22 protein-coding genes and 1 pseudogene are annotated in these 23,100 nt (G+C 73.2%); 8 read left to right on the plus strand and 15 right to left on the minus strand.

From position 1 onward, the window contains the following. Position 1: 1 nt before the first annotated feature. The 10 genes and pseudogenes from cysD to F3L20_RS12770 form a co-directional block, all read right to left on the minus strand. Positions 2-942: pseudogene (gene cysD / locus F3L20_RS12730) on the minus strand (sulfate adenylyltransferase subunit CysD). Beyond that, positions 939-1,475 (minus strand): adenylyl-sulfate kinase, encoded by a 537-nt coding sequence (gene cysC, locus F3L20_RS12735; RefSeq protein ID WP_150154474.1) that lies wholly within the window; start codon positions 1,473-1,475, stop codon positions 939-941. Before cysC ends, cysD begins: the two are co-directional and overlap by 4 nt. Before the next feature lie 38 nt (positions 1,476-1,513). Then, entirely contained in the window at positions 1,514-2,224 is a 711-nt protein-coding gene (locus tag F3L20_RS12740) for a phosphoadenylyl-sulfate reductase (RefSeq protein ID WP_150154475.1), read from the minus strand. After that, on the minus strand, positions 2,221-2,400 hold the full coding sequence (locus tag F3L20_RS12745) for a hypothetical protein (RefSeq protein WP_024884634.1): 180 nt from the start codon (positions 2,398-2,400) through the stop codon (positions 2,221-2,223). The genes F3L20_RS12740 and F3L20_RS12745 overlap by 4 nt, the downstream gene beginning before the upstream one ends. Then, positions 2,397-4,112, minus strand: a complete 1,716-nt coding sequence (locus tag F3L20_RS12750) for a nitrite/sulfite reductase (RefSeq protein WP_024884633.1) — start codon at positions 4,110-4,112, stop codon at positions 2,397-2,399. The genes F3L20_RS12745 and F3L20_RS12750 overlap by 4 nt, the downstream gene beginning before the upstream one ends. A gap of 158 nt (positions 4,113-4,270) precedes the next feature. Further along, a complete protein-coding gene (locus tag F3L20_RS35595) occupies positions 4,271-4,423 on the minus strand; it encodes a putative leader peptide (protein WP_400043093.1) in 153 nt (50 codons plus the stop codon). 58 nt (positions 4,424-4,481) lie between these two features. After that, positions 4,482-5,054, minus strand: a complete 573-nt coding sequence (locus tag F3L20_RS12755; protein WP_150154476.1) for a GNAT family N-acetyltransferase — start codon at positions 5,052-5,054, stop codon at positions 4,482-4,484. A gap of 125 nt (positions 5,055-5,179) precedes the next feature. After that, the gene (locus tag F3L20_RS12760) at positions 5,180-6,454 is read right to left on the minus strand and encodes a hypothetical protein (protein ID WP_150154477.1); all 1,275 of its coding nucleotides are present in this window, start codon (positions 6,452-6,454) and stop codon (positions 5,180-5,182) included. A 211-nt stretch (positions 6,455-6,665) separates the two neighbouring features. Next, complete coding sequence (locus F3L20_RS12765) at positions 6,666-7,952, minus strand: GAF domain-containing protein (RefSeq protein ID WP_150154478.1); 1,287 nt, start codon at positions 7,950-7,952, stop codon at positions 6,666-6,668. Between the two features lie 349 nt (positions 7,953-8,301). Beyond that, complete coding sequence (locus F3L20_RS12770; RefSeq protein ID WP_150154479.1) at positions 8,302-9,936, minus strand: acyl-CoA dehydrogenase family protein; 1,635 nt, start codon at positions 9,934-9,936, stop codon at positions 8,302-8,304. A gap of 111 nt (positions 9,937-10,047) precedes the next feature. Here F3L20_RS12770 and F3L20_RS12775 point away from each other — a divergent pair, with 111 nt between their 5' ends. Next, a complete protein-coding gene (locus F3L20_RS12775) occupies positions 10,048-11,196 on the plus strand; it encodes a YihY/virulence factor BrkB family protein (protein ID WP_150154480.1) in 1,149 nt (382 codons plus the stop codon). Positions 11,197-11,256: 60 nt separating this feature from the next. Here the strand turns inward: F3L20_RS12775 and F3L20_RS12780 are convergent, their stop codons facing one another. After that, positions 11,257-12,096, minus strand: a complete 840-nt coding sequence (locus tag F3L20_RS12780; protein WP_150154481.1) for an NAD(P)H-binding protein — start codon at positions 12,094-12,096, stop codon at positions 11,257-11,259. Between the two features lie 81 nt (positions 12,097-12,177). Here F3L20_RS12780 and F3L20_RS12785 point away from each other — a divergent pair, with 81 nt between their 5' ends. The 3 genes from F3L20_RS12785 to F3L20_RS12795 all read left to right on the plus strand — a co-directional run bounded on the left by F3L20_RS12785 (position 12,178) and on the right by F3L20_RS12795 (position 14,286). Next, positions 12,178-13,116 carry an AraC family transcriptional regulator gene (locus tag F3L20_RS12785; protein ID WP_150154482.1) on the plus strand — a complete coding sequence of 313 codons (939 nt, stop codon included), beginning with the start codon at positions 12,178-12,180 and terminating at the stop codon, positions 13,114-13,116. A 10-nt stretch (positions 13,117-13,126) separates the two neighbouring features. After that, positions 13,127-13,822 carry a helix-turn-helix domain-containing protein gene (locus tag F3L20_RS12790; RefSeq protein WP_150154483.1) on the plus strand — a complete coding sequence of 232 codons (696 nt, stop codon included), beginning with the start codon at positions 13,127-13,129 and terminating at the stop codon, positions 13,820-13,822. A 164-nt stretch (positions 13,823-13,986) separates the two neighbouring features. Then, positions 13,987-14,286 carry a hypothetical protein gene (locus F3L20_RS12795; RefSeq protein WP_240810889.1) on the plus strand — a complete coding sequence of 100 codons (300 nt, stop codon included), beginning with the start codon at positions 13,987-13,989 and terminating at the stop codon, positions 14,284-14,286. 62 nt (positions 14,287-14,348) lie between these two features. Here F3L20_RS12795 and F3L20_RS12800 read toward each other — a convergent pair whose 3' ends face one another. Together F3L20_RS12800 and F3L20_RS12805 are read right to left on the minus strand one after the other, a co-directional pair. Next, positions 14,349-14,852: a DUF3885 domain-containing protein gene (locus F3L20_RS12800; protein ID WP_150154484.1), complete on the minus strand. Its 504-nt coding sequence runs from the start codon at positions 14,850-14,852 to the stop codon at positions 14,349-14,351. 177 nt (positions 14,853-15,029) lie between these two features. Beyond that, complete coding sequence (locus F3L20_RS12805) at positions 15,030-15,431, minus strand: VOC family protein (protein ID WP_150154485.1); 402 nt, start codon at positions 15,429-15,431, stop codon at positions 15,030-15,032. 201 nt (positions 15,432-15,632) lie between these two features. On the opposite strand from F3L20_RS12805, the gene F3L20_RS12810 reads away from it, so the two are divergent. Further along, complete coding sequence (locus tag F3L20_RS12810; protein WP_150154486.1) at positions 15,633-16,400, plus strand: SDR family oxidoreductase; 768 nt, start codon at positions 15,633-15,635, stop codon at positions 16,398-16,400. A gap of 62 nt (positions 16,401-16,462) precedes the next feature. On the opposite strand, the gene F3L20_RS12815 is transcribed toward F3L20_RS12810, so the two are convergent. Then, positions 16,463-17,371 (minus strand): LysR family transcriptional regulator, encoded by a 909-nt coding sequence (locus F3L20_RS12815; RefSeq protein WP_150154487.1) that lies wholly within the window; start codon positions 17,369-17,371, stop codon positions 16,463-16,465. A 237-nt stretch (positions 17,372-17,608) separates the two neighbouring features. Here F3L20_RS12815 and F3L20_RS12820 point away from each other — a divergent pair, with 237 nt between their 5' ends. Beyond that, the gene (locus F3L20_RS12820) at positions 17,609-18,256 is read left to right on the plus strand and encodes a ThuA domain-containing protein (RefSeq protein ID WP_150154488.1); all 648 of its coding nucleotides are present in this window, start codon (positions 17,609-17,611) and stop codon (positions 18,254-18,256) included. Between the two features lie 373 nt (positions 18,257-18,629). Then, the gene (locus F3L20_RS12825; RefSeq protein ID WP_150154489.1) at positions 18,630-20,180 is read left to right on the plus strand and encodes a carboxylesterase/lipase family protein; all 1,551 of its coding nucleotides are present in this window, start codon (positions 18,630-18,632) and stop codon (positions 20,178-20,180) included. Positions 20,181-20,196: 16 nt separating this feature from the next. Here the strand turns inward: F3L20_RS12825 and F3L20_RS12830 are convergent, their stop codons facing one another. Next, complete coding sequence (locus tag F3L20_RS12830) at positions 20,197-21,591, minus strand: PP2C family protein-serine/threonine phosphatase (RefSeq protein WP_240810890.1); 1,395 nt, start codon at positions 21,589-21,591, stop codon at positions 20,197-20,199. Positions 21,592-22,306: 715 nt separating this feature from the next. Here F3L20_RS12830 and F3L20_RS12840 point away from each other — a divergent pair. Next, the gene (locus tag F3L20_RS12840; protein WP_150154491.1) at positions 22,307-22,840 is read left to right on the plus strand and encodes a 2'-5' RNA ligase family protein; all 534 of its coding nucleotides are present in this window, start codon (positions 22,307-22,309) and stop codon (positions 22,838-22,840) included. The last annotated feature ends 260 nt before the right edge of the window (positions 22,841-23,100 follow it).

Genomic DNA, 23,100 nt, shown 5'->3' on the forward strand with positions numbered 1-23,100 from the left:
CTTAGAAGTACCCTTCGCGCTTGCGGTCTTCCATCGCGGCCTCGGACATCTTGTCGTCGGCGCGGGTGGCACCGCGTTCGGTGAGCCGGGACGCGGCGATCTCCGTGATCACCTTCTCGATGGTGTCGGCGTCGGAGTCGACCGCGCCGGTGCAGGACATGTCGCCGACGGTGCGGTAACGCACCAGGCGCCTGACAGCCGTCTCGCCGTCCTTCGGGCCGCCCCACTCACCCGCGGTCAGCCACATCCCGCCGCGCTTGAACACCTCACGCTCGTGCGCGTAGTAGATACCGGGCAGGTCGATGTCCTCGCGGGCGATGTACTGCCACACGTCCAGCTCGGTCCAGTTCGACAGCGGGAACACCCGCACATGCTCACCGGGTGCGTGCCGGCCGTTGTACAGGTTCCACAGCTCGGGACGCTGGCGGCGCGGATCCCACTGGGAGAACTCGTCACGCAGCGAGAACACCCGCTCCTTGGCGCGGGCCTTCTCCTCGTCCCGCCGCCCCCCGCCGCGTCGAGCACCGCGTCGAAGCCCTCCTCACGGATCTTCTCCGTCAGCGGCAGCGTCTGCAGCGGGTTACGGGTGCCGTCCGGGCGCTCCTTGAGCACACCACGGTCGATGTAGTCCTGCACCGAGGCCACATGCAGCCGCAGCCCGTGCTCGGCGACCGTGCGGTCGCGGTGGTCGAGGACCTCGGGGAAGTTGTGCCCGGTGTCCACGTGCAGCAGCGCGAACGGCACCGGCGCGGGCGCGAACGCCTTCAACGCCAGGTGCAGCATGACGATGGAGTCCTTGCCGCCGGAGAACAGGATCACCGGCTTCTCGAACTCACCCGCCACCTCACGGACGATGTGCACGGCCTCCGACTCGAGGGCGTCCAGGTGGGAAAGGGCGTACGGGCTGTCCGTACCCTCCTCGACGGTGGCGACGGTCGTCATGCCAGTCCCCTTTCGCTGAGCACGGCGTGAACCGCCGCCGCGGACTCCTGCACGGTCTGGTGCTGCGACTCGATGCGCAGATCGGGCTTCTCGGGCTCCTCGTACGGGTCGTCGACACCGGTGAGCCCGGTCAGCTCACCCGCCGCCTGCCTGGCGTACAGGCCCTTCACGTCCCGCACGGCGCACACCTCCACCGGCGTCGCCACGTGCACCTCCACGTACGGCGTGCCGTTCGCCTCGTGGCGGGTCCGGACGGCCTCGCGGCTGTCGGCGTACGGGGCGATCACCGGGACGAGCGCGATGACGCCGTTGCGCGCGAGCAGTTCGGCGACGAAGCCGATCCGCTGCACGTTGGTGTGCCGGTCCTCGCGGCTGAAGCCGAGGCCCGCCGAGAGGAACTCGCGGATCTCGTCGCCGTCGAGCACCTCGGCCGGCCGGCCCTGTTCGCGCAGCCGCGCGGCGAGTTCGTGCGCGATGGTGGTCTTGCCCGCACTCGGCAGACCCGTGAGCCAGACGGTGGCTCCGGTGGTCACGTGATTCTCCTGGTTCGTCGAAGGCGCGGTCATGGGGGTCAGCCGTGCAGTCCGCACTCGGTCTTGGCGCGGCCTGCCCAGCGGCCGGCGCGGGCGTCCTCGCCCTCCAGCACGCGGCGGGTGCAGGGGGCGCACCCCACGGAGGCGTAGCCGTCCGTCAGCAGCGGGTTGGTGAGGACGCCGTGCTCGGCGACGTAGGCGTCCACGTCGTCCTGGGTCCACCGGGCGATGGGGGAGATCTTCACCTTCTGCCGCTTCTCGTCCCAGCCGACCACCGGGGTGTTCGCCCGGGTCGGGGACTCGTCGCGGCGCAGGCCGGTCGCCCAGGCCAGGTAGTCCTTCAGGCCCTCCTCCAGCGGCCGCACCTTGCGCAGCCTGCAGCACAGGTCCGGGTCGCGGTCGTGGAGCTTCGGGCCGTACTCGGCGTCCTGCTCGGCGACCGTCTGCCGCGGGGTGAGGGTGATGACGTTGACGTCCATCACGACCTCCACGGCGTCCCGGGTGCCGATGGTCTCGGGGAAGTGGTAGCCGGTGTCGAGGAACACCACGTCCACCCCGGGCATCGCCCGGGAGGCGAGGTGGGCGACCACCGCGTCCTCCATGGACGAGGTCACGCAGAAGCGTTTGCCGAACGTCCTCGCCGCCCACCGGAGGATCTCCGGTGCGGAGGCGTCCTCCAGGTCCCGGCCCGCCTGCTCGGCGAGCTCCTTCAGACCGGCGGTGCCGCGCTCCTCCTGAAGCGCCGTCATGTCGGCTCCCCTCCCGTGTCGGATCGGTCGAGCCCCCGGGACAGCAGCCCGAGGAACTTCAGCCGGAAGGCCCGGTTGCACGCCGCGCACTCCCAGGCGCCGTGCCCTTCCTCGTTGGGGCGCAGGTCCTCGTCGCCGCAGTAGGGGCAGTGGAACGGCGCCGCGCGCTCGCTCATGACAGGGCCTCCTCGGAGGCCCGGGTGACCCAGGCGGCGAACCGCTCGCCGTCCGCGCGCTCCGCCTGGAAACGCCCCAGCACCCGCTCCACGTAGTCGGGCAGCTCGTCCGCGGTGACCTTCAGGCCGCGCACCTTGCGGCCGAAGCCGGCCTCCAGACCCAGGGCGCCGCCGAGGTGCACCTGGTAGCCCTCGACCTGCTCGCCCTCGTCGTTCAGTACCAGCTGCCCTTTGAGACCGATGTCCGCCACCTGGATACGGGCGCAGGCGTTCGGGCAGCCGTTGAGGTTGATGGTGATCGGTTCCTCGAAGTCCGGCATGCGGCGCTCCAGTTCGTCGATCAGCGAGGCGCCGCGCGCCTTGGTCTCGACGATGGCGAGCTTGCAGAACTCGATGCCGGTGCAGGCCATGGTGCCGCGCCGGAACGGCGAGGGGCGGGCGCTGAGGTCCAGCGCCTCCAGGGACTCCACCAGGGAGTCGACCTGGGACTCCTCGACGTCGAGAATGATCATCTTCTGTTCGACGGTGGTCCGCACCCGGCCCGAGCCGTGCGCCTCCGCGACGTCCGCGATCTTGGTGAGGGTGGTGCCGTCGACACGGCCGACGCGCGGCGCGAAGCCGACGTAGAAGCGGCCGTCCTTCTGGCGGTGCACGCCGATGTGGTCGCGCCACAGCTGCGAGGGCTGCTCGGGCGCGGGCCCGTCGGTCAGCTCGCGCTTCAGGTACTCGTCCTCCAGCACCTGCCGGAACTTCTCCGCGCCCCAGTCGGCGACCAGGAACTTCAGCCGGGCGCGGTTGCGCAGCCGGCGGTAGCCGTAGTCGCGGAAGATGGACAGGACGCCCTCGTAGACGTCCGGCACGTCCTCGATCGGCACCCAGGCGCCCAGCCGCACACCCAGCTTGGGGTTGGTGGACAGGCCGCCGCCGACCCACAGGTCGAAGCCCGGCCCGTGCTCGGGGTGGCGGACGCCGACGAACGCCACGTCGTTGATCTCGTGGACCACGTCGAGCACCGGCGAACCGGAGATGGCCGTCTTGAACTTGCGCGGCAGGTTCGAGTACGCCTTGTTGCCCAGGACGCGGCGCTTCATCTCCTCCAGCGCGGGGGTGCCGTCGATGATCTCGTCCTCGGCGATGCCGGCGACGGGGGAGCCGATCATCACGCGGGGCGTGTCGCCGCAGGCGGTGACGGTGGACAGGCCGACGCCCTCCAGCCGCTCCCAGATCGCGGGCACGTCCTCGATGCGGATCCAGTGGTACTGGACGTTCTGCCGGTCGGTCAGGTCGGCCGTGCCGCGCGCGAACTCCTGCGAAATCTCACCGACCACCCGCAGTTGGCGGGTGGTCAGGGCGCCGCCGTCGATGCGTACCCGCAGCATGAAGTACTTGTCGTCCAGCTCCTCCGGCTCCAGGATCGCGGTCTTGCCGCCGTCGATCCCCGGCTTGCGCTGGGTGTACAGCCCCCACCACCGCATCCGGCCGCGCAGGTCGTTGGGGTCGATCGAGTCGAAGCCCCGCTTGGAGTAGATCGTCTCAATGCGTGTCCGCACATTGAGACCGTCGTCGTCCTTCTTGAACTGCTCGTTGCCGTTGAGGGGGGTGAGGTGCCCCACGGCCCACTGCCCCTCGCCGCGGTGACGGCTCACCTTGCGGCGGGGGTTCGCGGCGCCAGGCTTCTGCGCGGCGGCAGGCTTCTGCGGGGTGGCGGCCATGGTTGATACGTCCTTCGGGACAGCGGTGGATGGTCTCTCGGCGCGCGGCGCCGTGCCTTGAGCGGCTCTGACCTGCGCCTGTGGGCGCGCGGGCATATAAGTGCGCGTCCTTGCGCAGATGATGCGGGGAGAGAGGTGTCGGGCGCTGCTGGGTGCTCTCAGCGCGCCGGACAGATGGCGCTGGACATGCGGCCGAGGTCGACGTGCCGCCGACTCACCAAGGCGATTCCAGTTCCAGGCATGACGGAAGCCTGGCACGGCGATCTGGAGGCAGTCCACCGTCTTCCGAAATGCGGACACCCATGTCTCATGGAGCGAGACAAGGGTGTCCTTGGTCACAAGCGCGGCGAGCGGTCTTGCCGAAGCCCGTCAGGCGGAGTACGCGCCCGGCCAGGGACCCGGCGTGGTCACCTCCGGCTCCTCCTCGACCTTGGTGTCGAACAGCCGGAAGCCCCGCCGCCGATAGTTGTCCATGGCATGCTCGCCGTCCTTGCTGCACGTGTGCAGCCACACCCGGGTGGTCGGCTTCAGCCCCGGCCACCGGTCCGCCAGGTCCCAGCCGCGCGCCACGCCGTACGACAGCAGGTGCCCGCCGATGCGGCGGCCCCGGAAGGCCGGCAGCAGCCCGAAGTAGAGGATCTCGACGACCCCCTCCTGCTGCGCCTCCAGCTCCACGTACCCGGCCGGCGTGCCGCGGTCGTAGGCAACCCACGTCTCCACACCCGGCCGGTCCAGGTGCTCCCGCCACCGCGCGTACGGCCAGGCAAGCCGGTCGGTCCAGCGGATGTCCCCGCCCACCGAGGCGTAGAGGAACCGGCTGAACTCGGGGGAGGGCACCTCGGAGCGGACCACCCGTACGTCCCCCTCCGGCACGGCGGCCGGACGGAGATCGGTGGGCGCGGTCTGCTCCAGGGACCAGGTGGTCACGGAGATGGTCGTCATGACCGAAAGACAACCATCCGGCACACGCCCGTGTCGAACGCCTGACCAGGGCCCGGACACCCCGGCCCGCTGACGCTCCCAGGACGCCGTACCGCTGTCGCTCCCAGGACCTCTTCCCGCTGCCGCTACCGCTCCAGCGACCGGTCGACCGACGCCAGGGGCAGCGCGAACAGCATCCGCCCCGACTGCGACCACACATCACCGGTCGCCTGCCAGTACGACAGGGACGTCGAGGGACCGCTCCAGCAGCGGTACGTCTCGTCCGCGCCGCAGCGCACCGGACGCGCGCCCTCGAGGTCCTGCCGCCACAGCGTGGAGCGCTCGTCCGGCGCCCCGGTGGCGCGGCTCACGTACCAGTCCGACCGGTGAGCCAGGACGCCGGTCACATGGGTCAGTTCGGTCTCGTACACCGCGACCGGCTCCGCCTCCAGCAGCCCGGCCCGCTCCGGCCGGGTGCCGAACGCGTACCGCCACAGCAGGGTCGGCCCCTCGTCGTCCGGGGGCGTCGCCTCGTGCACCACCAGGCTGTCCGGCACGGTGCTGCGGTCCAGGGCGATGCCGCCGGGACGCGGCGCGCCGGCGCCGGCGGTGCCGTAGGACGCGACCGCCGGGAGCACGTACCGGGCGCCCGCCGCCGACCAGCCGCCGGGCACCCGCCCGACGGAGGTGCCGTCCACCGTGGCCCGCTGCATCCGGTCCAGGTCGTACACGTACAGCGCGCTGCCCTCGCCCCGGCCCGCGGTGACGAGCAGCTTGTCCTGGTACCAGACCATGCCGGACACGTCGGAGCCCAGGCCGCGGTAGTCCCGTCCGCCGTCCACCGGGACGGTGAGCAGCGCCCAGGTGTAGCGCGGCGCGCGGTCGTCGTCGGCGGCCACGAAGGCGACCCGCGCCAGGCCCTGCTCGGCGGGCGTCCCCGTGCTGCGGGTCCAACCGGACAGCACCACGCGGTGCGCGCCCCAGCGGCCGTCCTCGTCCGCGTCCCCGGAGCCGGTGACCGCGCCGGCCCGCCAGCCGTCGGTGTCCCGGTCCGGCCAGCAGTACGCCCGGGTCGCGGCCGGCTCGACGGGCAGCGCCCGCCGGTCGTCGTCCGCGCAGTCCTCGGCGTCACGCAGCGCGCCGTCCGGGTCGGCGAGCACGGCGCCCACACCTACGGGCCTGCCCATCGAAGCGGCCAGGCGCTTCAGTTCGGCACCCGGGACGGCGTGTTCGGTCAGCCTGAGCGGGGCGGTGTCGGCGGCCGTCGTCAGCGGCTTCAGCGCGCCGGGATCGTCGGCGTCGGTGGCCTGCGAGGTGCTGATCATGGTGGCCGCGGCGGTGAGCGCGAGGGCGGTCCCGGCCAGCGCACCCCGCAGCGCTCTGCCCCTGCGGCGTCGGCGGTGTCTGCCGCGATGCTTCATAGCGTCCTCCCGAGCGAGCCAACTGCGTCCGGTGATCCGCGGGTTGACCGTGGAGCAGATGGGACGGCCCGTACCGGGATGCTACGGCAGCCGGCCGCCGGGCGACATGAAGACCGTGCAATTTCACGTCCCGGCCGCCCGCAGGGCACCGGTCCGCGTACACCTGTACGTCCTCGACGCACCTGTTTCCGGCCAGAAGACCGGCCCGGGTTCAGCCCGAACCACGCACCGGCGCAGACGCGGTGCCGGCCGTCGCCGTACGGGCGAAGAGGTCGCCGGAGTCGTCCGGGAGGACCACCTTCACCTCGGCGGACTCCGTGAACCGGTAGGGGCGGTGCTCCAGCAGCGACCCCAGGTAGCGCCGGACGCGCGACATCTCCGCGCGCACCGTCACCGTACGGGCCGGGTCGCCGAAGACGTCCCGGGCCAGGTCGGCCGCGCTGCGGCCCGCGCGGTGCACCGCCAGCAGGTACAGCAACTCGGCGTGCCGCGGGCTCAGTTCCCGGGTCCACGAGCCCGCGCCGTCGGACACCCGCACCGAGCGGCGGCGCGGCTCGCCCAGGTCCAGCACGATCCGGCTCGCGGCCCGGGGCGCCGGCTCGTCCGCCGCCCGCACCAGCCAGCCCCCGGCGAGCGGTTCGAGCGAGCACCGGCCCAGCGCCGGCAGCCGGCGCAGGCCCGCCGACAGCGACTTGGGCAGCGCCAGCCGCTCGGTGTACGGCATTCCGGTCACCGCCGCCGTCCACCCGTGCCGGTCCACCACCAGCGCCCGGCCGTCGGTCCGGGCCAGCACCGGCGCCGCCACCGCGCGCAGCCGCTCCAGCGACCGTACGTGCATCTCCCGCAGCCGCGCCTCGGCCAGCTTCGCCACCGAGTCCACCCAGGCCAGCGTCGCCGGGTGCATCGTCTCCAGCGGCCCGCTCACGTCCACCACGCCGATCAGCCGCCCGTCGCGCGGATCGGTGATCGGCGCGCCCGCGCACGTCCAGGTGGCGTGCGACCGCACGAAGTGCTCGGAGGCGAAGACCTGCACGGGGCGCCCGGTCACCGCCGGCGTGCCCACCCCGTTGGTGCCGACGACGTCCTCACGCCAGTCCGCGCCGATTTCGAAGCCCAGCACGTCCGCCTTGCGCAGCACCGGCGCGCTGCCCTCCCGCCACAGCACCCGGCCGTCGTCGTCCGCCACCACCATGATGTGGTGGGCGACGTCCGCGACCGACAGCAGTCCCTCCCGCAGCACCGGCAGCACGTGCCGCAACGCCGACGACTCCCGCCGCCTGCGCACCTCGTCCATGGGCAGCAGCCCGCTGCGCAGTCCGCGGTCCGGGTCCACCCCGCTGCGCCGCACCCGCTCCCAGGACTGTCCGATCACCGGACGGGGAGCGAGAGGCGCGGGCCGCCCGGACAGCGCGGCGGAACGGACCTCGCTGAGCACCCGCGCCGCGCGCCGGGTGTCGACGGCGGTCAGATGCCTCACGTCCGTCGGCGAGAGCGCCACTGCACCTCCCGGAAGAAAACCTGTGGGACCACATACTGCCGCCTGCCCCGGATGTCGACGCTCAGTACCGGCACGGAAACAGCAAGTTGCAACCCCCTGCAACTCTGGTGGCACGACCGGTCACTGATTGAAACTTTAGCGACGCCGCCCCGAGCGGCGTGCACGGCTCTTCGGGAGTCCGTTGCGGCGGGGGTGGTGCCGTGTCGGCGCAGCACCACCCCCGCGTCATGCCCGCGGCAGCCGGGCGGTGCGCGGCACGGGGTGCGGTTCGATGCGCGTCGGCGGGTGCGCGCGCGTGGTGGCTGGTCGCGCAGTTCCCCGCGCCCCTTGGGCGCTCGGGTCAAGGGCCTCAGGACAGCGGGCGGGCCCGCTCCACCACCGATGCCAGGTTCAGGGTGTACGGCAGGGTCCCGAACGCGGATCCCGCGTCGCCGCCCAGCCGTCCCGCGCAGAACGCGTCCGCCACCTCCGGCGGCGCGTGCCGCACCAGCAGCGAGCCCTGCAGCACCAGCGCCAGCCGCTCCGTCAGCCGCCGCGCCCGCCCCTCGACGCCCTCCAGGTCCGCCAGGTCGGTCAGCAGGTCCTTGATCGCCGCGTCCAGCCGGTGGTCCGCCCCGCGCGCCTTCCCGACCTCCCGCAGATACGCGTCCAGCGCCGCCGGCTCCCGGCGCAGCGCCCGCAGCACGTCGAGCGCCTGCACGTTGCCCGCGCCCTCCCAGATCGAGTTCAGCGGCGACTCCCGCACCAGCCGGGGCATCCCCGACTCCTCGACGTAGCCGTTGCCGCCGAGACACTCGGCCGCCTCCACCGCGACCGGCGCGCACCGCTTGGTCACCCAGTACTTCGCCGCCGGCACCGCGATCCGCAGCAGCGCCCGCTCCTGCTCGCCGCCGTCGTCGTACGCCGCCGCCAGCCGCAGCGCCAGCGTGGTCGCCGCCTCCGACTCCAGCGCCAGATCGGCCAGCACGTTGCGCATCAGCGGCTTGTCGGCGAGCTTCCCGCCGAACGCCTCGCGGTACGCGCAGTGGTGCACCGCCTGCGCCACGGCCTGCCGCATCAGCCCCGCGGAGCCGAGCGCACAGTCCAGCCGGGTCGCCGCCACCATCCCGATGATGGTGCGCACCCCCTGCCCCTCCTCGCCGACCCGGCGCGCCCACGTGCCGTCGAACTCGACCTCGGCGGAGGCGTTGGAGCGGTTGCCCAGCTTGTCCTTGAGCCTCTGGAGCAGGAACACGTTGCGGCTGCCGTCCTCCAGCACCCGGGGCACCAGGAAGCAGGTCAGCCCGCCGGGCGCCTGCGCCAGCACCAGGAAGGCGTCCGACATCGGTGCCGAGCAGAACCACTTGTGGCCGGTCAGCGCGTAGGTGCCGTCCTCGGCCAGCGGCCGCGCGGCCGTCGTGTTCGCCCGTACGTCGCTGCCGCCCTGCTTCTCGGTCATCCCCATCCCGAACAGCGCGCCGGGCTTCTGCCCGGGCGGCCGCAGGGCACGGTCGTAGATCACCGACGTCAGCCGGGGCTCCCACTCGGCGGCGAGCGCCGGGTCGGTGCGCAGCGCGGGCACCGACGCGTGGGTCATCGACAGCGGGCAGCCGTTGCCCGCCTCGACCTGCGTCCACATCAGGAAGGCCGCCGCCCGCCGCACATGCCCGCCGGGCCGCCCCCACGCCGCCGTCAGCCCCGCCGAGACGCCCTTGCCGAGCAGCCGGTGCCAGGCCGGGTGGAACTCGACCTCGTCGATCCGCCGGCCGTAGCGGTCGTGGGTGCGCAGCCGCGGCGGGTTCTCGTTGGCCTGCACCCCCCACTCCTGCACCTGCGCGGACCCCGCCGTGTGCCCCAGGGCCGAGAGCTCCGCCAGCCCGTCGTCGCGCACCTCGGGCGCCAGGTGCCGCTCGACCGCCTCCACCAGCGCCCGGTCGGAGCCGAACACGTCGTACTGGACGAGCGGCGGAGCCTGGTTGGTCACGGAGTGCGTGATGCCTGCCATGGGGCGAACCTACCCCGGGTCCGCCCCGCCTCACGCGCGGACGGGGCCTGAGGGTGAGGAGGACGGGGCCTGTGGGTGAGTGGGCCCGGGCCCGGCGGATACCTTTGGTTCGTGCAGCCAGCAAGTGAATCCCCAGACGCGCCCTCCGGTCGCCTCCACCGGGCCCGCGCCCTGTACCGGAACGTCTCCAAACGCAGGACGGCCTGGCTGCTGCTCAAGGACACCGTCAATTCGTGCATGGAGTACCGCATCCTGGGCCTGGCGGCAGAGGCGGCGTTCTTCACGCTGCTGTCCGTGCCCCCGCTGCTGCTCAGCCTGATCGGCCTGCTCGGCTACGTCGACGCGTGGACCGGCGCCGACACCATCCAGAGCGTGCAGCGCAACCTCCTCGACGCCTCCCGCACGGTGCTGTCCGACCGGGGCGTGAAGGAGGTCGCGGAGCCGATCCTGCGGGACGTGACCAAGGGCGGCCGCCCGGACGTGATCTCCCTCGGCTTCCTGATCGCCGTCTGGTCGGGCTCCCGCGCGGTGAACGTCTTCATCGAGACCATCACCGTCATGTACGGCCTCGACGGTGTGCGGGGCATCGTCAAGACCCGGCTGCTGGCCTTCCTGCTGTTCATCGTGGCCCTGCTGATCGGCTCGGTGGCGCTGCCGCTGATGGTCGCGGGACCGGACGCGGTCGTGGACGTGGTGCCGTGGTCGACGACGGTCGTCCAGATCCTCTACTGGCCGGTCGTGATCCTGCTGTCCGTGGCCTTCCTGACCACGCTGTACCACGTCTCCGTGCCGGTGCGCTCCCCGTGGATCGAGGACGTGCCCGGCGCGCTGGTCGCCCTCGCCATGTGGGTGCTCGGAAGCTTCCTGCTGCGCATCTACCTGACCAGCACCGTCGAGGGCCCCACCATCTACGGCTCCCTCGCGGCCCCCGTGGCCGTCCTGCTGTGGATCGGTGTGTCCGCCTTCGCCGTGCTGGTCGGCGCGGCCGTCAACGCGGCCATCGACCGGGTCTGGCCGGCCGCCGCCACCGCCGCGGCCCGCGAGGCCAACGAGCGGCAGCGGCAGGCACAGGTCGCCGAGTACGTCGCCCGCACGAGCGCGTCGGGGGAGGCGGACCCCGACATGCCCTCCGAGTTCCCCGAGCGCTGGTCGCGCTTCCTGCCCCCGGAGGACGTCACGGCCCGCCTGCGGGCCCACACCAAGCCCTCCCACCCGCGTGGCGGGAACGGCCCGGGCCACGACGACAAGCGCGGGGACTGAGCCCGCCGGGGGCCGGGGGCCGGGGCCGGGGGCGAAGGGCCGGGAGCCGGGGTCCTGGGTTCACGCCGTCCAGGTCCCGGCCGCCGCCTCCTCCCGTACGAAACCGGCGAAGTCCCGCGGCTCCCGGCCCAGCACCTGCCGCACCCCGTCCTCCACGCGCGCGTTGCGCCCGTCGAGCAGCGTCGCGAAGACGTCCGTGAGGAACGCGGCCTCCTCGCCCGGCAGCCCGAAACCCTCCAGCGCCTCCCGGTAGGCGTCCGCCGGCACCGCCCGGAACGTCAGCGGCCGGCCCGTGGCCGCCGCGATCTCCGCCACCGCCTCCGCCCAGGTGAGCAGCCGCGGACCGGTCACGCTCAGCGTCCGTCCCGCGTACCGGTTCCCGTCCGCCAGCGCGGCCACCACCACCTCCGCTATGTCCCGCACGTCGACGAACGGCTCCGCCACCTCACCGGCCGGGAACACCAGCTCCCCGCGCCGCAGCTCCTGCGCCAGCGGCCCCTCGCTGAAGTTCTGCGCGAACCAGGCGGCCCGGACGACCGTCCAGTCCGCGCCGGACGCCCGCAGCGCCTCCTCGGTCGCGAGCGCCTGGTCCTCGCCGCGCGCCGACAGCAGCACCAGCCGCCGCACGCCCAGACGCACGGCGACGTCAGCCAGGGCGCCCACCGCCTCGGCGGTGCCGGGCGCGCCGACGTCGGCCGGGTGGACCAGATAGGCCGCGTCCGCCCCGCGCAGGGTGTCCGCCCACGTCGAGCGGTCCTCCCAGTCGAAGCCGGTCGCCCGTGACGCCGGCCGCACCGTCGTTCCGGCCGCCTCCGCGGCCCGCGCCACCCGCCTCCCGGTACGCCCCGAGGCGCCGGTGACGACCAGGGTCATGTCCTTCGTGTCCGTCTTCTCGTCCATGCCGCCGATTCAACTGCCGTGCCGTGCGCGGAACCATGGCCGAACGGCGCGTCCCCATACGCCCGCGTCTACGCTGACGGCATGGACGCGCTCACCGGTCTGCTGGAGGGTCCCCGCGCCCGCGGGGCGTTCATGATCCGGGCGTGCTTCGACCCGCCCTGGGCGGTACGGGTGGAGGACCGGGCCCCGCTGACGGTGATGCTGCTGGTGCGCGGCGAGGCGTGGCTGCTGCCGGACCAGGGGGAGCGGGTGCGCCTGCGTGCCGGGGACCTCGCCGTCGCCCGCGGCCCCGACCCGTACACCTGCGCCGACCACCCGGACACGGCACCGCAGGCGTTGATCCTGCCCGGCGGCGCATGCCACTACCCCGACGGGCGGCCCCTCAACGGCGTGATGGACCTCGGGGTGCGCACCTGGGGCGACCGTCCGGACGGGGAGACGGTGCTGCTGATCGGCACCTACCAGATGCGCGGCGAGATCGGCGGCCGGCTGCTGGAGGCGCTGCCGCCGCTGCTGTCCCTCGGCGCGGACGTGTGGGAGTGCCCGTTCACCCCGTTCCTCATGCACGAGGTCACGCGCGAGGCACCCGGCCAGGAGGTCGTCCTCGACCGGCTGCTCGACCTGCTGGTCATCGCCGCGCTCCGGGCCTGGTTCGCCCGCCCCGAGGCGGAGCCGCCCGCCTGGTACGAGGCCCTGTCCGACCCGGTCGTCGGCCCCGTGCTGCGGAGGGTGCAGGACGACCCGGCCCGCCCGTGGACGGTGGCCGGCCTCGCCGCCGAGGCGGGCGTCTCCCGCGCCGCGCTGGCCCGCCGCTTCACCCGCCTCGTCGGCGAACCCCCGATGACGTACCTCACCGGCTGGCGCCTCGCGCTGGCCGCCGACCGGCTGCGCGACACCGACGACACCATCGGCGCGATCGCCCGTCACGTCGGCTACGGCAGCGCCTTCGCCCTGTCGACGGCCTTCAAGCGGGCCTTCGGTGTCAGTCCGCAGGAATGGCGCGGCCGGGCCGCCGCGTAGCCTGGACGGCATGTACAGGGAGCGGGCGTCCCGGCTGCCGGGAGCGGTGGTGTGGACCAGCAACCCGTCCGGTGACGGAGGTTCCGGCCGGGTGCTGCCCGACGGCTGCATGGACCTGCTGTGGCACGACGGACGTCTGCTGGTCGCCGGCCCCGACACCCGCGCGCACCCGGTCGGCGAGCCGAGCGCCTGGGCGGGCGTCCGCTTCCGCCCCGGCACCGCGCCCCCCCTGCTGGGCGTGCCCGCCCACGAACTGCGCGACAGCCGGGTGGACCTGGCCGACCTGTGGCCCACGGCGGACGTACGGCGCGCGAGCGCCCGCGTGCACGCGGCGGACCACCCGGCACAGGGGCTGGAGGAGGTCGCCCTGCGCCTGGCCGCCGAGGCCGCGCCGCCCGACCCTGTGCTGGGCCGTCTCGTCACCGCGCTCGCCGCGGGCCGCCCGGTCGCCGCCGCGGCCGACGAACTCGGCCTCGGTGCTCGCCAGTTGCACCGCAGGTCGCTCACGGCCTTCGGGTACGGCCCCAAGACCCTGGCCCGCATCCTCCGCCTGCGCCGCGCACTGGCCCTGGCCCGGGCAGGCGTCCCCTTCGCGGAGACGGCGGCCCGCGCCGGCTACGCCGACCAGCCTCATCTGTCCCGCGAGGTACGCAGCTTGACAGGGGTACCGCTGCGCGAGCTGGTGCCGCCCGCCCCGCACGCCTGACGGCCTCCGGTGGCCTCGGCCCGCCTCCTGATTTCTAATAACGCCCTCCGCCCGCCCGGCTGACCCGCACAGGGCGCCGGGTGCGCCAGGTGAGCCGGTCATGAGGGACCGCGACTCCGCAGACGCGCGGTACTGTGCGGGCACGCTCGGCAGGGGAGGGCACAGTGAGCGGTGCATGGCGCCTCATGCGCGGCGACGAATTCGTGGGGCTCCTGACGGTCCACGGCATCGACATGCCGGTCTACCTCTGCGACTTCGGCCCCGGCCCAGGCTGGGAACCGGTCCGGCCACTGTTCGAGGCCTGGGCCGCGGTACAAGGGCCGGATCCCGATGGCAGCCGGACGACCGCGGCACTCAAGCCGATCCTCGACCTCGGACTCACTCTCGTGCCCGTAGCCGGAGGCGAAACGATCAACCGCTTCTTCCTGCGCATCGACGGGGACAAGGCCAGCTTGAGGTACTGAGCCAGCCGATTCGACGTGGTTATCGCCACCGGCAACCTTGGGGGGTTGCTGATCCCGACCCGTCAGAGCCCCAACGGATGGCTTGAGAGCCAGTCGGCATGCCGCTGGCGCATCCGATCCCGTTCCCCGGGCGTAGCGAGGAAGACGTCGGCGCCGCCGTCGTAGGGGTGGTGGATGCGGCGCACCTGGGTGTCGGTGATGAGGACTCCCGCCACCCTGTCGTCAGCGATGTCCCGGAGCGGCCCGTCAAGGCAGCCATGTTGCCAGGGACGGCGGGCGGCGAAGAGATGGCAGTAGGTGCGGAACTCCGGATCAGGATCGTCGTTCACCAGCAGGCTCTGCCAGTAGCCGGCCTCGGGCTGGAACGGGGGCACCTTGGCTTCGGCCGTCCGGACCGGTGTGATCACGTACACGTCTTCACCGGCGAACAACTCGTCAAGGACCGTGTTGTACCGCCCCAGCACGATGTCGTACTCGCCCTCGTCCTCCGGGTACCGCTTCGATTCCGGCAGGCTGTGGAAGCGTACCCAGACATCCCGGTACGGGTCACGGAGCTTGTACCCCACCGGAGGACAGTCGGGCCAGTGCCGCTGCCACAGCTCGGTCAAAACTGTCCGGACGCCTCCAGCCACGTACCGCACACGTCCTCTCGCTCGTAGGCCCTGCCGGGCGACCATGATGCCCGGCACCACCCGCCAGGAGAAACGACTTCTCAGGGGCGATGGCGAAGTGAGACGGGAGTGCTACTCGCCCGTGCTCAGTGGGGCGAACAGGTCCACGCCGTTGCCGTCCGGGTCGAGGACGACGGCGTATCGCTGTCCCCACTCCGCGTCCCACGGCTTCAACTCGGCGCGGGCGCCGGACTCCACCATCCCGGCGAACAGCGCGTCGACCTCGGCGGGACTGTCGCACCGTACGGCCAGGGAGGTCCGGCCCTCGCCCGACGGTGCCCGCCACCGCGGGTGGAAGGACCGGACCACCTCCTCGCTGTCCAGCAACAGCCGCAGTCCGCCCCGCAGTTCCGCTTCCACGTGTCCCTGCGTCTCGGCCCCGTCGGGGAACACCAGCCCGAGGCGCCGGTAGAAGGCGACGGAGGCGGCCATGTCCGAGACGACCATTCCGATGGCATCGAATCGTGCACTCATGCCGCCCACCGTAGGGAGGCCGGCGCCGGGCGTCTTGAACGAATCGGACACGGGCGCCCTCGATGCCATAGGCGATGCCTATGTCCTCCGCTCACATTTCGTCTTTGCTTCGTGATTCGACGCGAACGTACGGTTTTCTCATCGCGAATCCCCGTTTCCATCGAGGGAATCGCATGGATGATGCAGTGAAAGGACCGTGCAATGTCCACAGCGCACAACGAGAATTCCGCCACCGGGGAACTCACCGGAAAGCGGGCCCTGGTCACCGGCGGTACGAAGGGGATCGGAGCGGCCGTCGTGCGGCAGCTCCTCGACGCGGGGGCCGAGGTGCTGACCACCGCCCGGTCCGCGTCGGGGACCGTCCCCGAGGGGGCCCGATTCGTGGCGGCCGACGTGCGGACCCGGGCGGGCGCGGAGGCGCTCGCCGAGGCCGTGGCGGACACCCTGGGCGGTGTGGACATCGTCGTCCACAACGCGGGCGGCGCCGGCCCGCACCGCAGTGCGCTGGCCATCCCGGACGAGGAGTGGCAGGACGCCCTGGACCTCAACTACCTCTCGGCGGTCCGGCTGGACGCCCTGCTCGCACCGGGCATGCGCGACCGGCGGGCAGGGGCGATCGTCCACGTGTCGTCGGCCGTCGTACCCGTCCCGGGCCCGCTGTTCCTGCACTACACGGCGGCCAAGGCGGCCCTGGAGAACTACAGCCGGGGACTGGCCACGGAACTGGCCCCCGCCGGGGTCCGGGTCAACACCGTGACGCCGGGCCGGACGGCCACCCCCGGCGGCGAGGAGACACGCCGGCAGTGGGCGGCCCTGAGCGACACCACCGGCGCCACGTCGACCCCGCCGCTCGGCCGGGAGGGCCTGCCCGACGACATCGCGTACGCGGTGCTGTACCTCGTCTCCGACCGCGCGAGCTGGGTGACCGGCACCAATCTCGTCGTGGACGGCGGCGAATTCCCCCGGTGAGTTCCGTGAATTCCGTGCATTCGTGAAGTGCGTGAATACGGTGCGAGACGGCGGAGGGTGGGTCAGGAAACCCGGGAAAGGGTGAGACGTTCCCGTACGGAGCCGGGCCAGTTCTCGTGGCGGAGCAGGTCGAGGAGGGCGGTCTCGGCGGGGCCGCCGTCCTGCCGGACCACGGCGATGACCGGCCGGGAAAGGGCCGGGGACACCGGTCGGGCGAGGTGCTCGTGCTCGGGAGGCACCGCCGACGCCGGAAGGAGGGTCACGCCCAGCCCCTGCGCCGCCCAGCGCACCGCCGTCGCCGCCTGGGACACCCGGGCGGCGGTGGCCGGCGCCAGGCCGTCGTCCCGCAGCACCTCCAGCAGGACGGCGTCGAGGGTGCTGTCCCGGTCGAACCGCACCCACGGCTCGCTCTCCAGGTCACGCAACTCCACCCGCTCGGAGCCGAGTCGCGGGTGACCCTCGCCCAGCACCACGACGAGCTCCTCGTCGCCGAGGTGATGGGCGTCGGAGGGGGTGCGGTCGCACGCCGCCATCAGCGCGAAGTCCAGCGCGCCCCGCCGGCACAGCCGGTCCAGCTCCGTCGCGCTCGGCTCCTCGAACACGGTGATCTCCAACCGGGGGAACCGGCGCCGCAGTTCGCCCAGCGCCCGGGGCAACTGCCGCGTGCCGAAGCCCATCTGCACGGCGACCACCAGCTCGCCGACCAGGTCCTCGGCACCGGCCCGGGCCGTCGCCCGCGCCCGCCGGGACGCGCTCACGGCGATTTCGGCCTCCCGCAGGAACGCCCGGCCGACCGTGGTGGGCACCAGCCCGGTCGGCGTGCGGGCGAACAGCTTCACGCCGAGCTCCCGTTCCAGGCCGCGGATCTGCTGGGAGACCGACGGCTGGGCCACGTGCAGCCGTTCGGCGGCGGCGGTCACCGAGCCTTCCTCGGCGACGGCCAGGGCGTACTCGTACTGGCGCAGGCTCATCGGCTCCGTCGTCCCCTTCCCCGCTCCGGCGGCTGACCGCCGCTGCCGTCATCGTAGGCGCCGGCACGCGGCGGCGACGGGTTCCGGGACCGCGCCCCGCCTCAGCCGCCCGTGTAACGGCACCAGGCGCAGCCGCCCCCGTGACGGCGCCCGCCGCAGCCGCCCCCCGTCACGGGGGCGTCCGCCTCGGCCGCCCCCGTGACGGCGCCCGGCGCACGCGCGCGTAGGCTCCCGCGCATGTCCGACCCCGCGCTGCTGGTCTACACCCGCACCACCGACTACCGGCACGACTCCATCCCGGCCGGGGTCGCCGCCCTGCGCGCCCTCGGCGGCTTCGACGTCCACGCCCACGAGGACCCGGCGGTGTTCGAGGAGCCGCTCGACCGTTACGCGGCGGTCGTCTTCCTCTCCACCAGCGGTGACGTGCTCACCCCGGCCGGCCGCGAGCGGCTCGCCGCCCATGTCGAGGCGGGCGGCGGGTTCGTCGGTGTGCACGCGGCGGCCTGCACCGAGTACGACTGGCCGTACTACGGCGAACTCCTGGGCGCCCGCTTCGACCGCCACCCCCCGCTCCAGCCCGGCCGCGCGGTCGTCGAGGACCACGGCCACCCGGCCACCCGGCATCTGCCGGCCGTCTGGGAGCTCACCGACGAGTGGTACGACTTCCGCACCAACCCGCGGCCCGCCGTACGGGTCCTGGTCTCCGCGGACGAGTCCTCGTACGACGGCGGCACCATGGGCGCCGATCACCCCCTGGCCTGGTGCCGTGAGCAGGGTGCGGGCCGGGTCTTCTACACCTCGCTTGGCCACACCTCCGAGATCTACGACGACCCGGACTTCCGCGCCCACCTGCGCGGCGGGATCAGCTGGGCCGCGGCCCGCTGACCTCCCGCAACGCCTCCGTGGCGCGGCGGGTGCCCGAGGCGAGTGCCGGGCCTGCGTGACATGCCTGCCTCGCCGGCCACCACCGCCCGGGCCCGTCCGGCCGCCGCGCGCACGCCCCGTTCGGCTCATCGGGCCCACGCACCTCTCCACCGGACGGAAAGCGCTTCCTCCTGGAGATCCGAGGGGTCGGTCCGGCAAGAACCCTTCCCAGTGGCGGGGGTCCGCCCCCGTGCGCGGGCAGGAATACCGCTGAGTGGTGTGGTGCTCTTGTTGCTACCGGTGGGTCCGGTGTCGGGGGTTCGGCGCCGGGGTCCGGCCGGGTGGCACGGTGCGCGTGCGCAGGAGCACGCGCGCATGAAGGGCTGGTGGGCACATGACGGCAGACCGCGAGAACCCGGTGGCCACAACGGCGTACGGCGCCGTGCGCGGCCGACGGGAGCAGGGTGTCGCCGTGTTCCGCGGCATCCCCTACGCGGCACCCCCCTTCGGGCCGCGCCGCTTCCGCCCGCCCGTCCCGCCGGAACCCTGGGACGGCGTGCGCGACGCCGGCGCCTTCGGCCCGACGGCCCCGAAACCCCCGTACTCCCCGGCCTTCGCCGAGTACCTGTCCGACCCCGACATCGCGGGCGACGACTGCCTCAACCTGAACGTCTGGACCCCCGACCCGTCCCCGGACGCCCGGCTCCCGGTCCTCGTCTGGCTGCACGGCGGCGCCCTGACCAGAGGCTCCTCCGCCGTCCCGGTCTACGACGGCAGCACCTTCGCCCGCGACGGCGTGGTCTTCGTGTCCCTCAACTACCGTCTCGGTGTGGAGGGATACGGCCGCTTCCCGGACGCCCCCGCCAACGCCGGCCTGCGCGACCAGCTCGCCGCGCTCCAATGGGTGCACGAGTCGATAGCCGCCTTCGGCGGGGACCCCGGCCGGATCACCCTGGCCGGCCAGTCCGCCGGGGCCATCAGCGCCGGCGCGCTCGTCGCCGCCCCGCAGGCCCAGGGGCTGGTGCGGCAGGCCGTCCTGCAGAGCGGACCGCCGGAGTCCACGGACCGGGACAAGGTGCGGCGCATGGTCCGCCGGATGGCCGGCCGCCTCAAGGTGCCCGCCACCGCCGAGGCCTTCGCCGGCGTCGACCGCGAGCAGCTGCTCCGCGCGCAGGCCGAGGTCGGCCGCCTCGGCGGTCCGGTGCTCGGCGGGCCCGCCTTCGGCATCGTCGTCGACGGCGACCTGGTGCCGCGCGACCCCCTGGAGGCCCTCACCGACGGCGCGGCCCCCGGCGTCACCCTGCTGACCGGCTGGACCCGCGACGAGTACCGCCTGTGGCTCGTCCCCGGCGGCCTTACGGAACGCGTCGACCGCCTCGGCGCCGTCGCCCTGGCCGGCGCGATGGCCCGCTGTCGCTGCGGCAGCGAGGTCCCGCGCGGTTACCGCGCCCTGCACCCCGACGCCGGCACCACCGAGACCGTCGGCCAGATGGTCACCGACCACCTGCTCCGCAACCCCCTGCACCGCCTGTCCGACGGCCGTACGGAACCGTCGTACGTCTTCGAGTTCGCCTGGCCGTCCAACCGCCCCGGCATGGGAGCCTGCCACGCCCTGGAGCTGGGCTTCGTCTTCGACAGCGGCGACAGCCCCGACGCCCGCAAGCTCGCGGGCGAGGGGGCACCGCAGGACCTGGCCGACGCCATGCACGGGGCGTGGGTACGGTTCGTCACCGACGGCACCCCGGGCTGGGAGCGGTGGGGACCGGACCACCCGGTGCGGGTGTTCGGCGACGGCGCGCCGCGCACCGTCCACGGCCCCCGTGACCGCGAGCTGGCCCTGTGGACCACGCCCGCCGCGGAGCGGTCCGCGCACACCCCACAGTCCCCCGAACTCCGTTCGGTCGTCCGCCGCCTCCGCCGCGGCGGCGCCCTGCGGCGGACCTGAGCGCGCCTCGGAGGGCTCAGCGCTCCTCGTCGTCCGGTGCGGCCGGTGGTGGGCAGCGGGTGCTGGCGGGGATGCGCAGGGCGAGCAGTGCCATGTCGTCCTGGCCGTCGCTCGGATGATGGTCGGCCAGGACCTGCACGAACTCGTTCAGCGGCCGTTCGGCGTGGGTGGCGGCGAGGTCGGCGAGCGCCGTCAGGCCCTCGTCGATGGAGCGCGCGTGGTGCTCGACGAGTCCGTCGGTGAAGAACAGCAGGATGGAGCCCGCGGGCAGCGGGTGCGTGTGGTCCGGCCGCTCCATGCCCGTGCTCACGCCGAGCGGCAGCCCCGGCTCGGCCTCCAGGTACTCGGTCTCCAGGTCCGGTCCGATCAGCAGCGGCGGGAAGTGCCCGGCGGTGCTCCAGCGCAGCACCCAGCCGGTCTCCTGCGGCTCGATACGGGCCAGGCAGACGGTGGTGACCGGGATGTCGGTGGTGGTCAGCAACGTGCGGTCCAGCTGCCCGAGGACCTGGCTGGGAGGGTTGCGGAGGTCGTAGAGGAGGGCTCGGAGCATGCTGTTGATGCGCGCCATGGCGGCGGCCGCGTACAGGTCGTGACCGGCGACGTCACCGATCATGACCCCGACCGCGTCGTCCGGCAGCACGACGGCGTCGTACCAGTCCCCGCCGAGCTGGTTGGGCCGGTTGGCGGGCCGGTACACGGTGGCGGCCTCGAACGGGCTCAGGCCGGGCAGCGCGGGCAGCAGCAGACGCTGGAACCGCTCGGCGCTGTCCCGGACCTGCCCGAACAGGCGGGCGTTCTCGATGGCGATGCCGGCGGCGCCGGCGAGGGCCACGACGATGTCCTCGTCCTCCGGGGCGAAGGGGCGGCCGTCGCTCCGCTCGGAGAGGTAGAGGTCGCCGTAGATCTCGCCGCGGACGCTGATGGCCACCCCCAGCAGGGTCCGCATCGGCGGATGGCCGGGCGGGAAGCCCGCCGAGGAGGGGTGGGACGGGATGCTTTCGACGCGCAGCGGCTCCGGGTTGTGGATCAGCAGCCCGAGCACGCCCCGGCCGTGCGGGAAGGGAATCCCCGAGAGGGCGGCGCGCTCGGCCTCGTCGAGCCCCGCCGTGATGAACTCCTTCAGGTACTCACCGGACTCGTGGAGCACCCCGAGGGCGCCGTAGCGGGCGCCGACCAGGTCCATCGCGGTGGTGACGATCCGCCGAAGCACCGAGGAGAGGTCCAGCTCGCCGCTGATGGACAGGACGGCGTCCAGCAGCCCCTGGAGGCGGTCCTTGGCGTCTGCGAGTGCCCGCAGTTGGGTGCCGATCCGTTCCAGCTCGGCGTCCAGGTGCGGTCGGAGGTCCGGGACCTGGGGCTGCTGCGAGTCCGCCCGGCCGTCCTGCGGCCCGGGCTCCTGCTGCTCGCTCAACGGGCACACTCCGGTGCCCCGGAGGCCGTCGCCCGCCGGGCACGGCGGCTCCGCCCGTCCAGCCATCCATGCGAGGGGTACACCCGGCCTCCCGACACGACCGTGATCGAACAAAACCCCAGCATGACACGGACAAAGAGGGCATCTCTCGCTTTGGTACGCCATCGGCATGCCGCCCTGACACGGGTGCCGGCCGCGCGTACCGCTCCGCGGGTGTCAGCCTGCGGGTGCGATACGGAGGACGGCGGTGTCGCCGCGGACGCCTACGACCGTGAGGCTCATGGCGTCGTTGAGGGCCGCCGCGGGCCCTTCGCCGCAGTTCAGCCGTACGCCACCGCCACCGCGACCCCCGTGACCTCGATCGGCCCCGGCCCGTACGCCTCCAGCACCGTCACCACGTTCCCCACCCCGACCTCGACCTCACAGGTTCCGTCGGCATACGGCCCGGCGGGCGAGGGAGTGAACGGGACCGTCGGCGGGGGAGTGGCACGGGTCGCCGAGGCGGATGCTTTGGCGCTGCCCGACGCTTCGGATGCGGACGAACACGACGTGAGGGGGAGCAGCGCGGCGCCGAAGAGGACGACGACGGCGATCGCACCTGTTCTGCGCCATGACCGACGTTCAACCGCTCCTCCGGGGGCGGCACATGCGTGGGCCTCGGGCCCCGGGCCCTGCCTGACCGGAGAGGGCAGAAAAGCACACGTAGGCTGCTGCGGTGCGCACGGTGGAACTGTTGTTGGACGAGGCGGCGGACGCGGCGGTCCGGGAGGCCTGGCGGCGGCTCGCGGACGCCGGGCTGCCGAGTCAGGCGCGCCACCGCTCACCGACCAACAGCCCGCACCTCACCCTGGCGTCCTGTCCGGAGCTGACGGCACCGATCCGCTGGGAACTGGCCGAGGTGGCCGCCGCGTTGCCGTTGCCGGTGCGGTTCGACGGGCTGATCCGCTTCGAGCGGCCCACCTCGGTGCTGGCCTGGTCGCTGGAGCTCGACTCCGCGCTGGCCGACCTGCACCGCAGGGTGTGGGAGGCGGTGGTCTCGGACAGCCCGCCCGAGACCCTCAGCCCCTTCCACGAGCCCGGCCGCTGGAGCCCGCACATCACCCTCGGCCGCACCCGCCGCACCGGCGCCTTCGCGGGCCGCCGCGTCCCCGAACTCCTCCCGCCTTTTCCCCTGTCGGTCCACCTCACCACCCTGCGAAGCTTCGACACCGAGACCGGCACCTTGGAATTCCTGACCGCCCGCACCTGACAACGCCTCGCGGGGCCGGGCTTGAAGTGCCTGCCGCCTGCCGATGGTGGTCGAGAGGACCTTTGCCTGGCCGCAGTGCTTTCGCCGTCGGTAACGGCGGGCCCACAGCAACGAAGCGTTCCTGACCCAGTCTGCTACTTGACCGCCCATCAGCGATGTGGCGTGCTTGTCGGCCGTGGACGACTGGCGAGCAGCCTCCGCCTACCACAGCGGGTCCGACTCCAGGCAGGTGCTCACAGTTGCCAGGTCCCGCGGTTCCC

This window comes from Streptomyces tendae, assembly GCF_008632955.1.
Lineage (GTDB): Bacteria > Actinomycetota > Actinomycetes > Streptomycetales > Streptomycetaceae > Streptomyces.

Excerpts from the sequence above, each read along its gene's own strand:
- F3L20_RS12770 (WP_150154479.1), bottom strand. The coding sequence starts at position 9,936 with ATGGCAGGCATCACGCACTCCGTGACCAACCAGGCTCCGCCGCTCGTC.
- F3L20_RS12805 (WP_150154485.1), bottom strand. The coding sequence starts at position 15,431 with ATGAGTGCACGATTCGATGCCATCGGAATGGTCGTCTCGGACATGGCC.
- F3L20_RS35595 (WP_400043093.1), bottom strand. The coding sequence starts at position 4,423 with ATGAGACATGGGTGTCCGCATTTCGGAAGACGGTGGACTGCCTCCAGA.
- F3L20_RS12740 (WP_150154475.1), bottom strand. The coding sequence starts at position 2,224 with ATGACGGCGCTTCAGGAGGAGCGCGGCACCGCCGGTCTGAAGGAGCTC.
- F3L20_RS12790 (WP_150154483.1), top strand. The coding sequence starts at position 13,127 with ATGTACAGGGAGCGGGCGTCCCGGCTGCCGGGAGCGGTGGTGTGGACC.
- F3L20_RS12760 (WP_150154477.1), bottom strand. The coding sequence starts at position 6,454 with ATGAAGCATCGCGGCAGACACCGCCGACGCCGCAGGGGCAGAGCGCTG.
- F3L20_RS12785 (WP_150154482.1), top strand. The coding sequence starts at position 12,178 with ATGGACGCGCTCACCGGTCTGCTGGAGGGTCCCCGCGCCCGCGGGGCG.
- F3L20_RS12820 (WP_150154488.1), top strand. The coding sequence starts at position 17,609 with ATGTCCGACCCCGCGCTGCTGGTCTACACCCGCACCACCGACTACCGG.
- F3L20_RS12745 (WP_024884634.1), bottom strand. The coding sequence starts at position 2,400 with ATGAGCGAGCGCGCGGCGCCGTTCCACTGCCCCTACTGCGGCGACGAG.
- F3L20_RS12815 (WP_150154487.1), bottom strand. The coding sequence starts at position 17,371 with ATGAGCCTGCGCCAGTACGAGTACGCCCTGGCCGTCGCCGAGGAAGGC.
- F3L20_RS12780 (WP_150154481.1), bottom strand. The coding sequence starts at position 12,096 with ATGGACGAGAAGACGGACACGAAGGACATGACCCTGGTCGTCACCGGC.
- F3L20_RS12810 (WP_150154486.1), top strand. The coding sequence starts at position 15,633 with ATGTCCACAGCGCACAACGAGAATTCCGCCACCGGGGAACTCACCGGA.
- F3L20_RS12825 (WP_150154489.1), top strand. The coding sequence starts at position 18,630 with ATGACGGCAGACCGCGAGAACCCGGTGGCCACAACGGCGTACGGCGCC.
- F3L20_RS12750 (WP_024884633.1), bottom strand. The coding sequence starts at position 4,112 with ATGGCCGCCACCCCGCAGAAGCCTGCCGCCGCGCAGAAGCCTGGCGCC.
- F3L20_RS12755 (WP_150154476.1), bottom strand. The coding sequence starts at position 5,054 with ATGACGACCATCTCCGTGACCACCTGGTCCCTGGAGCAGACCGCGCCC.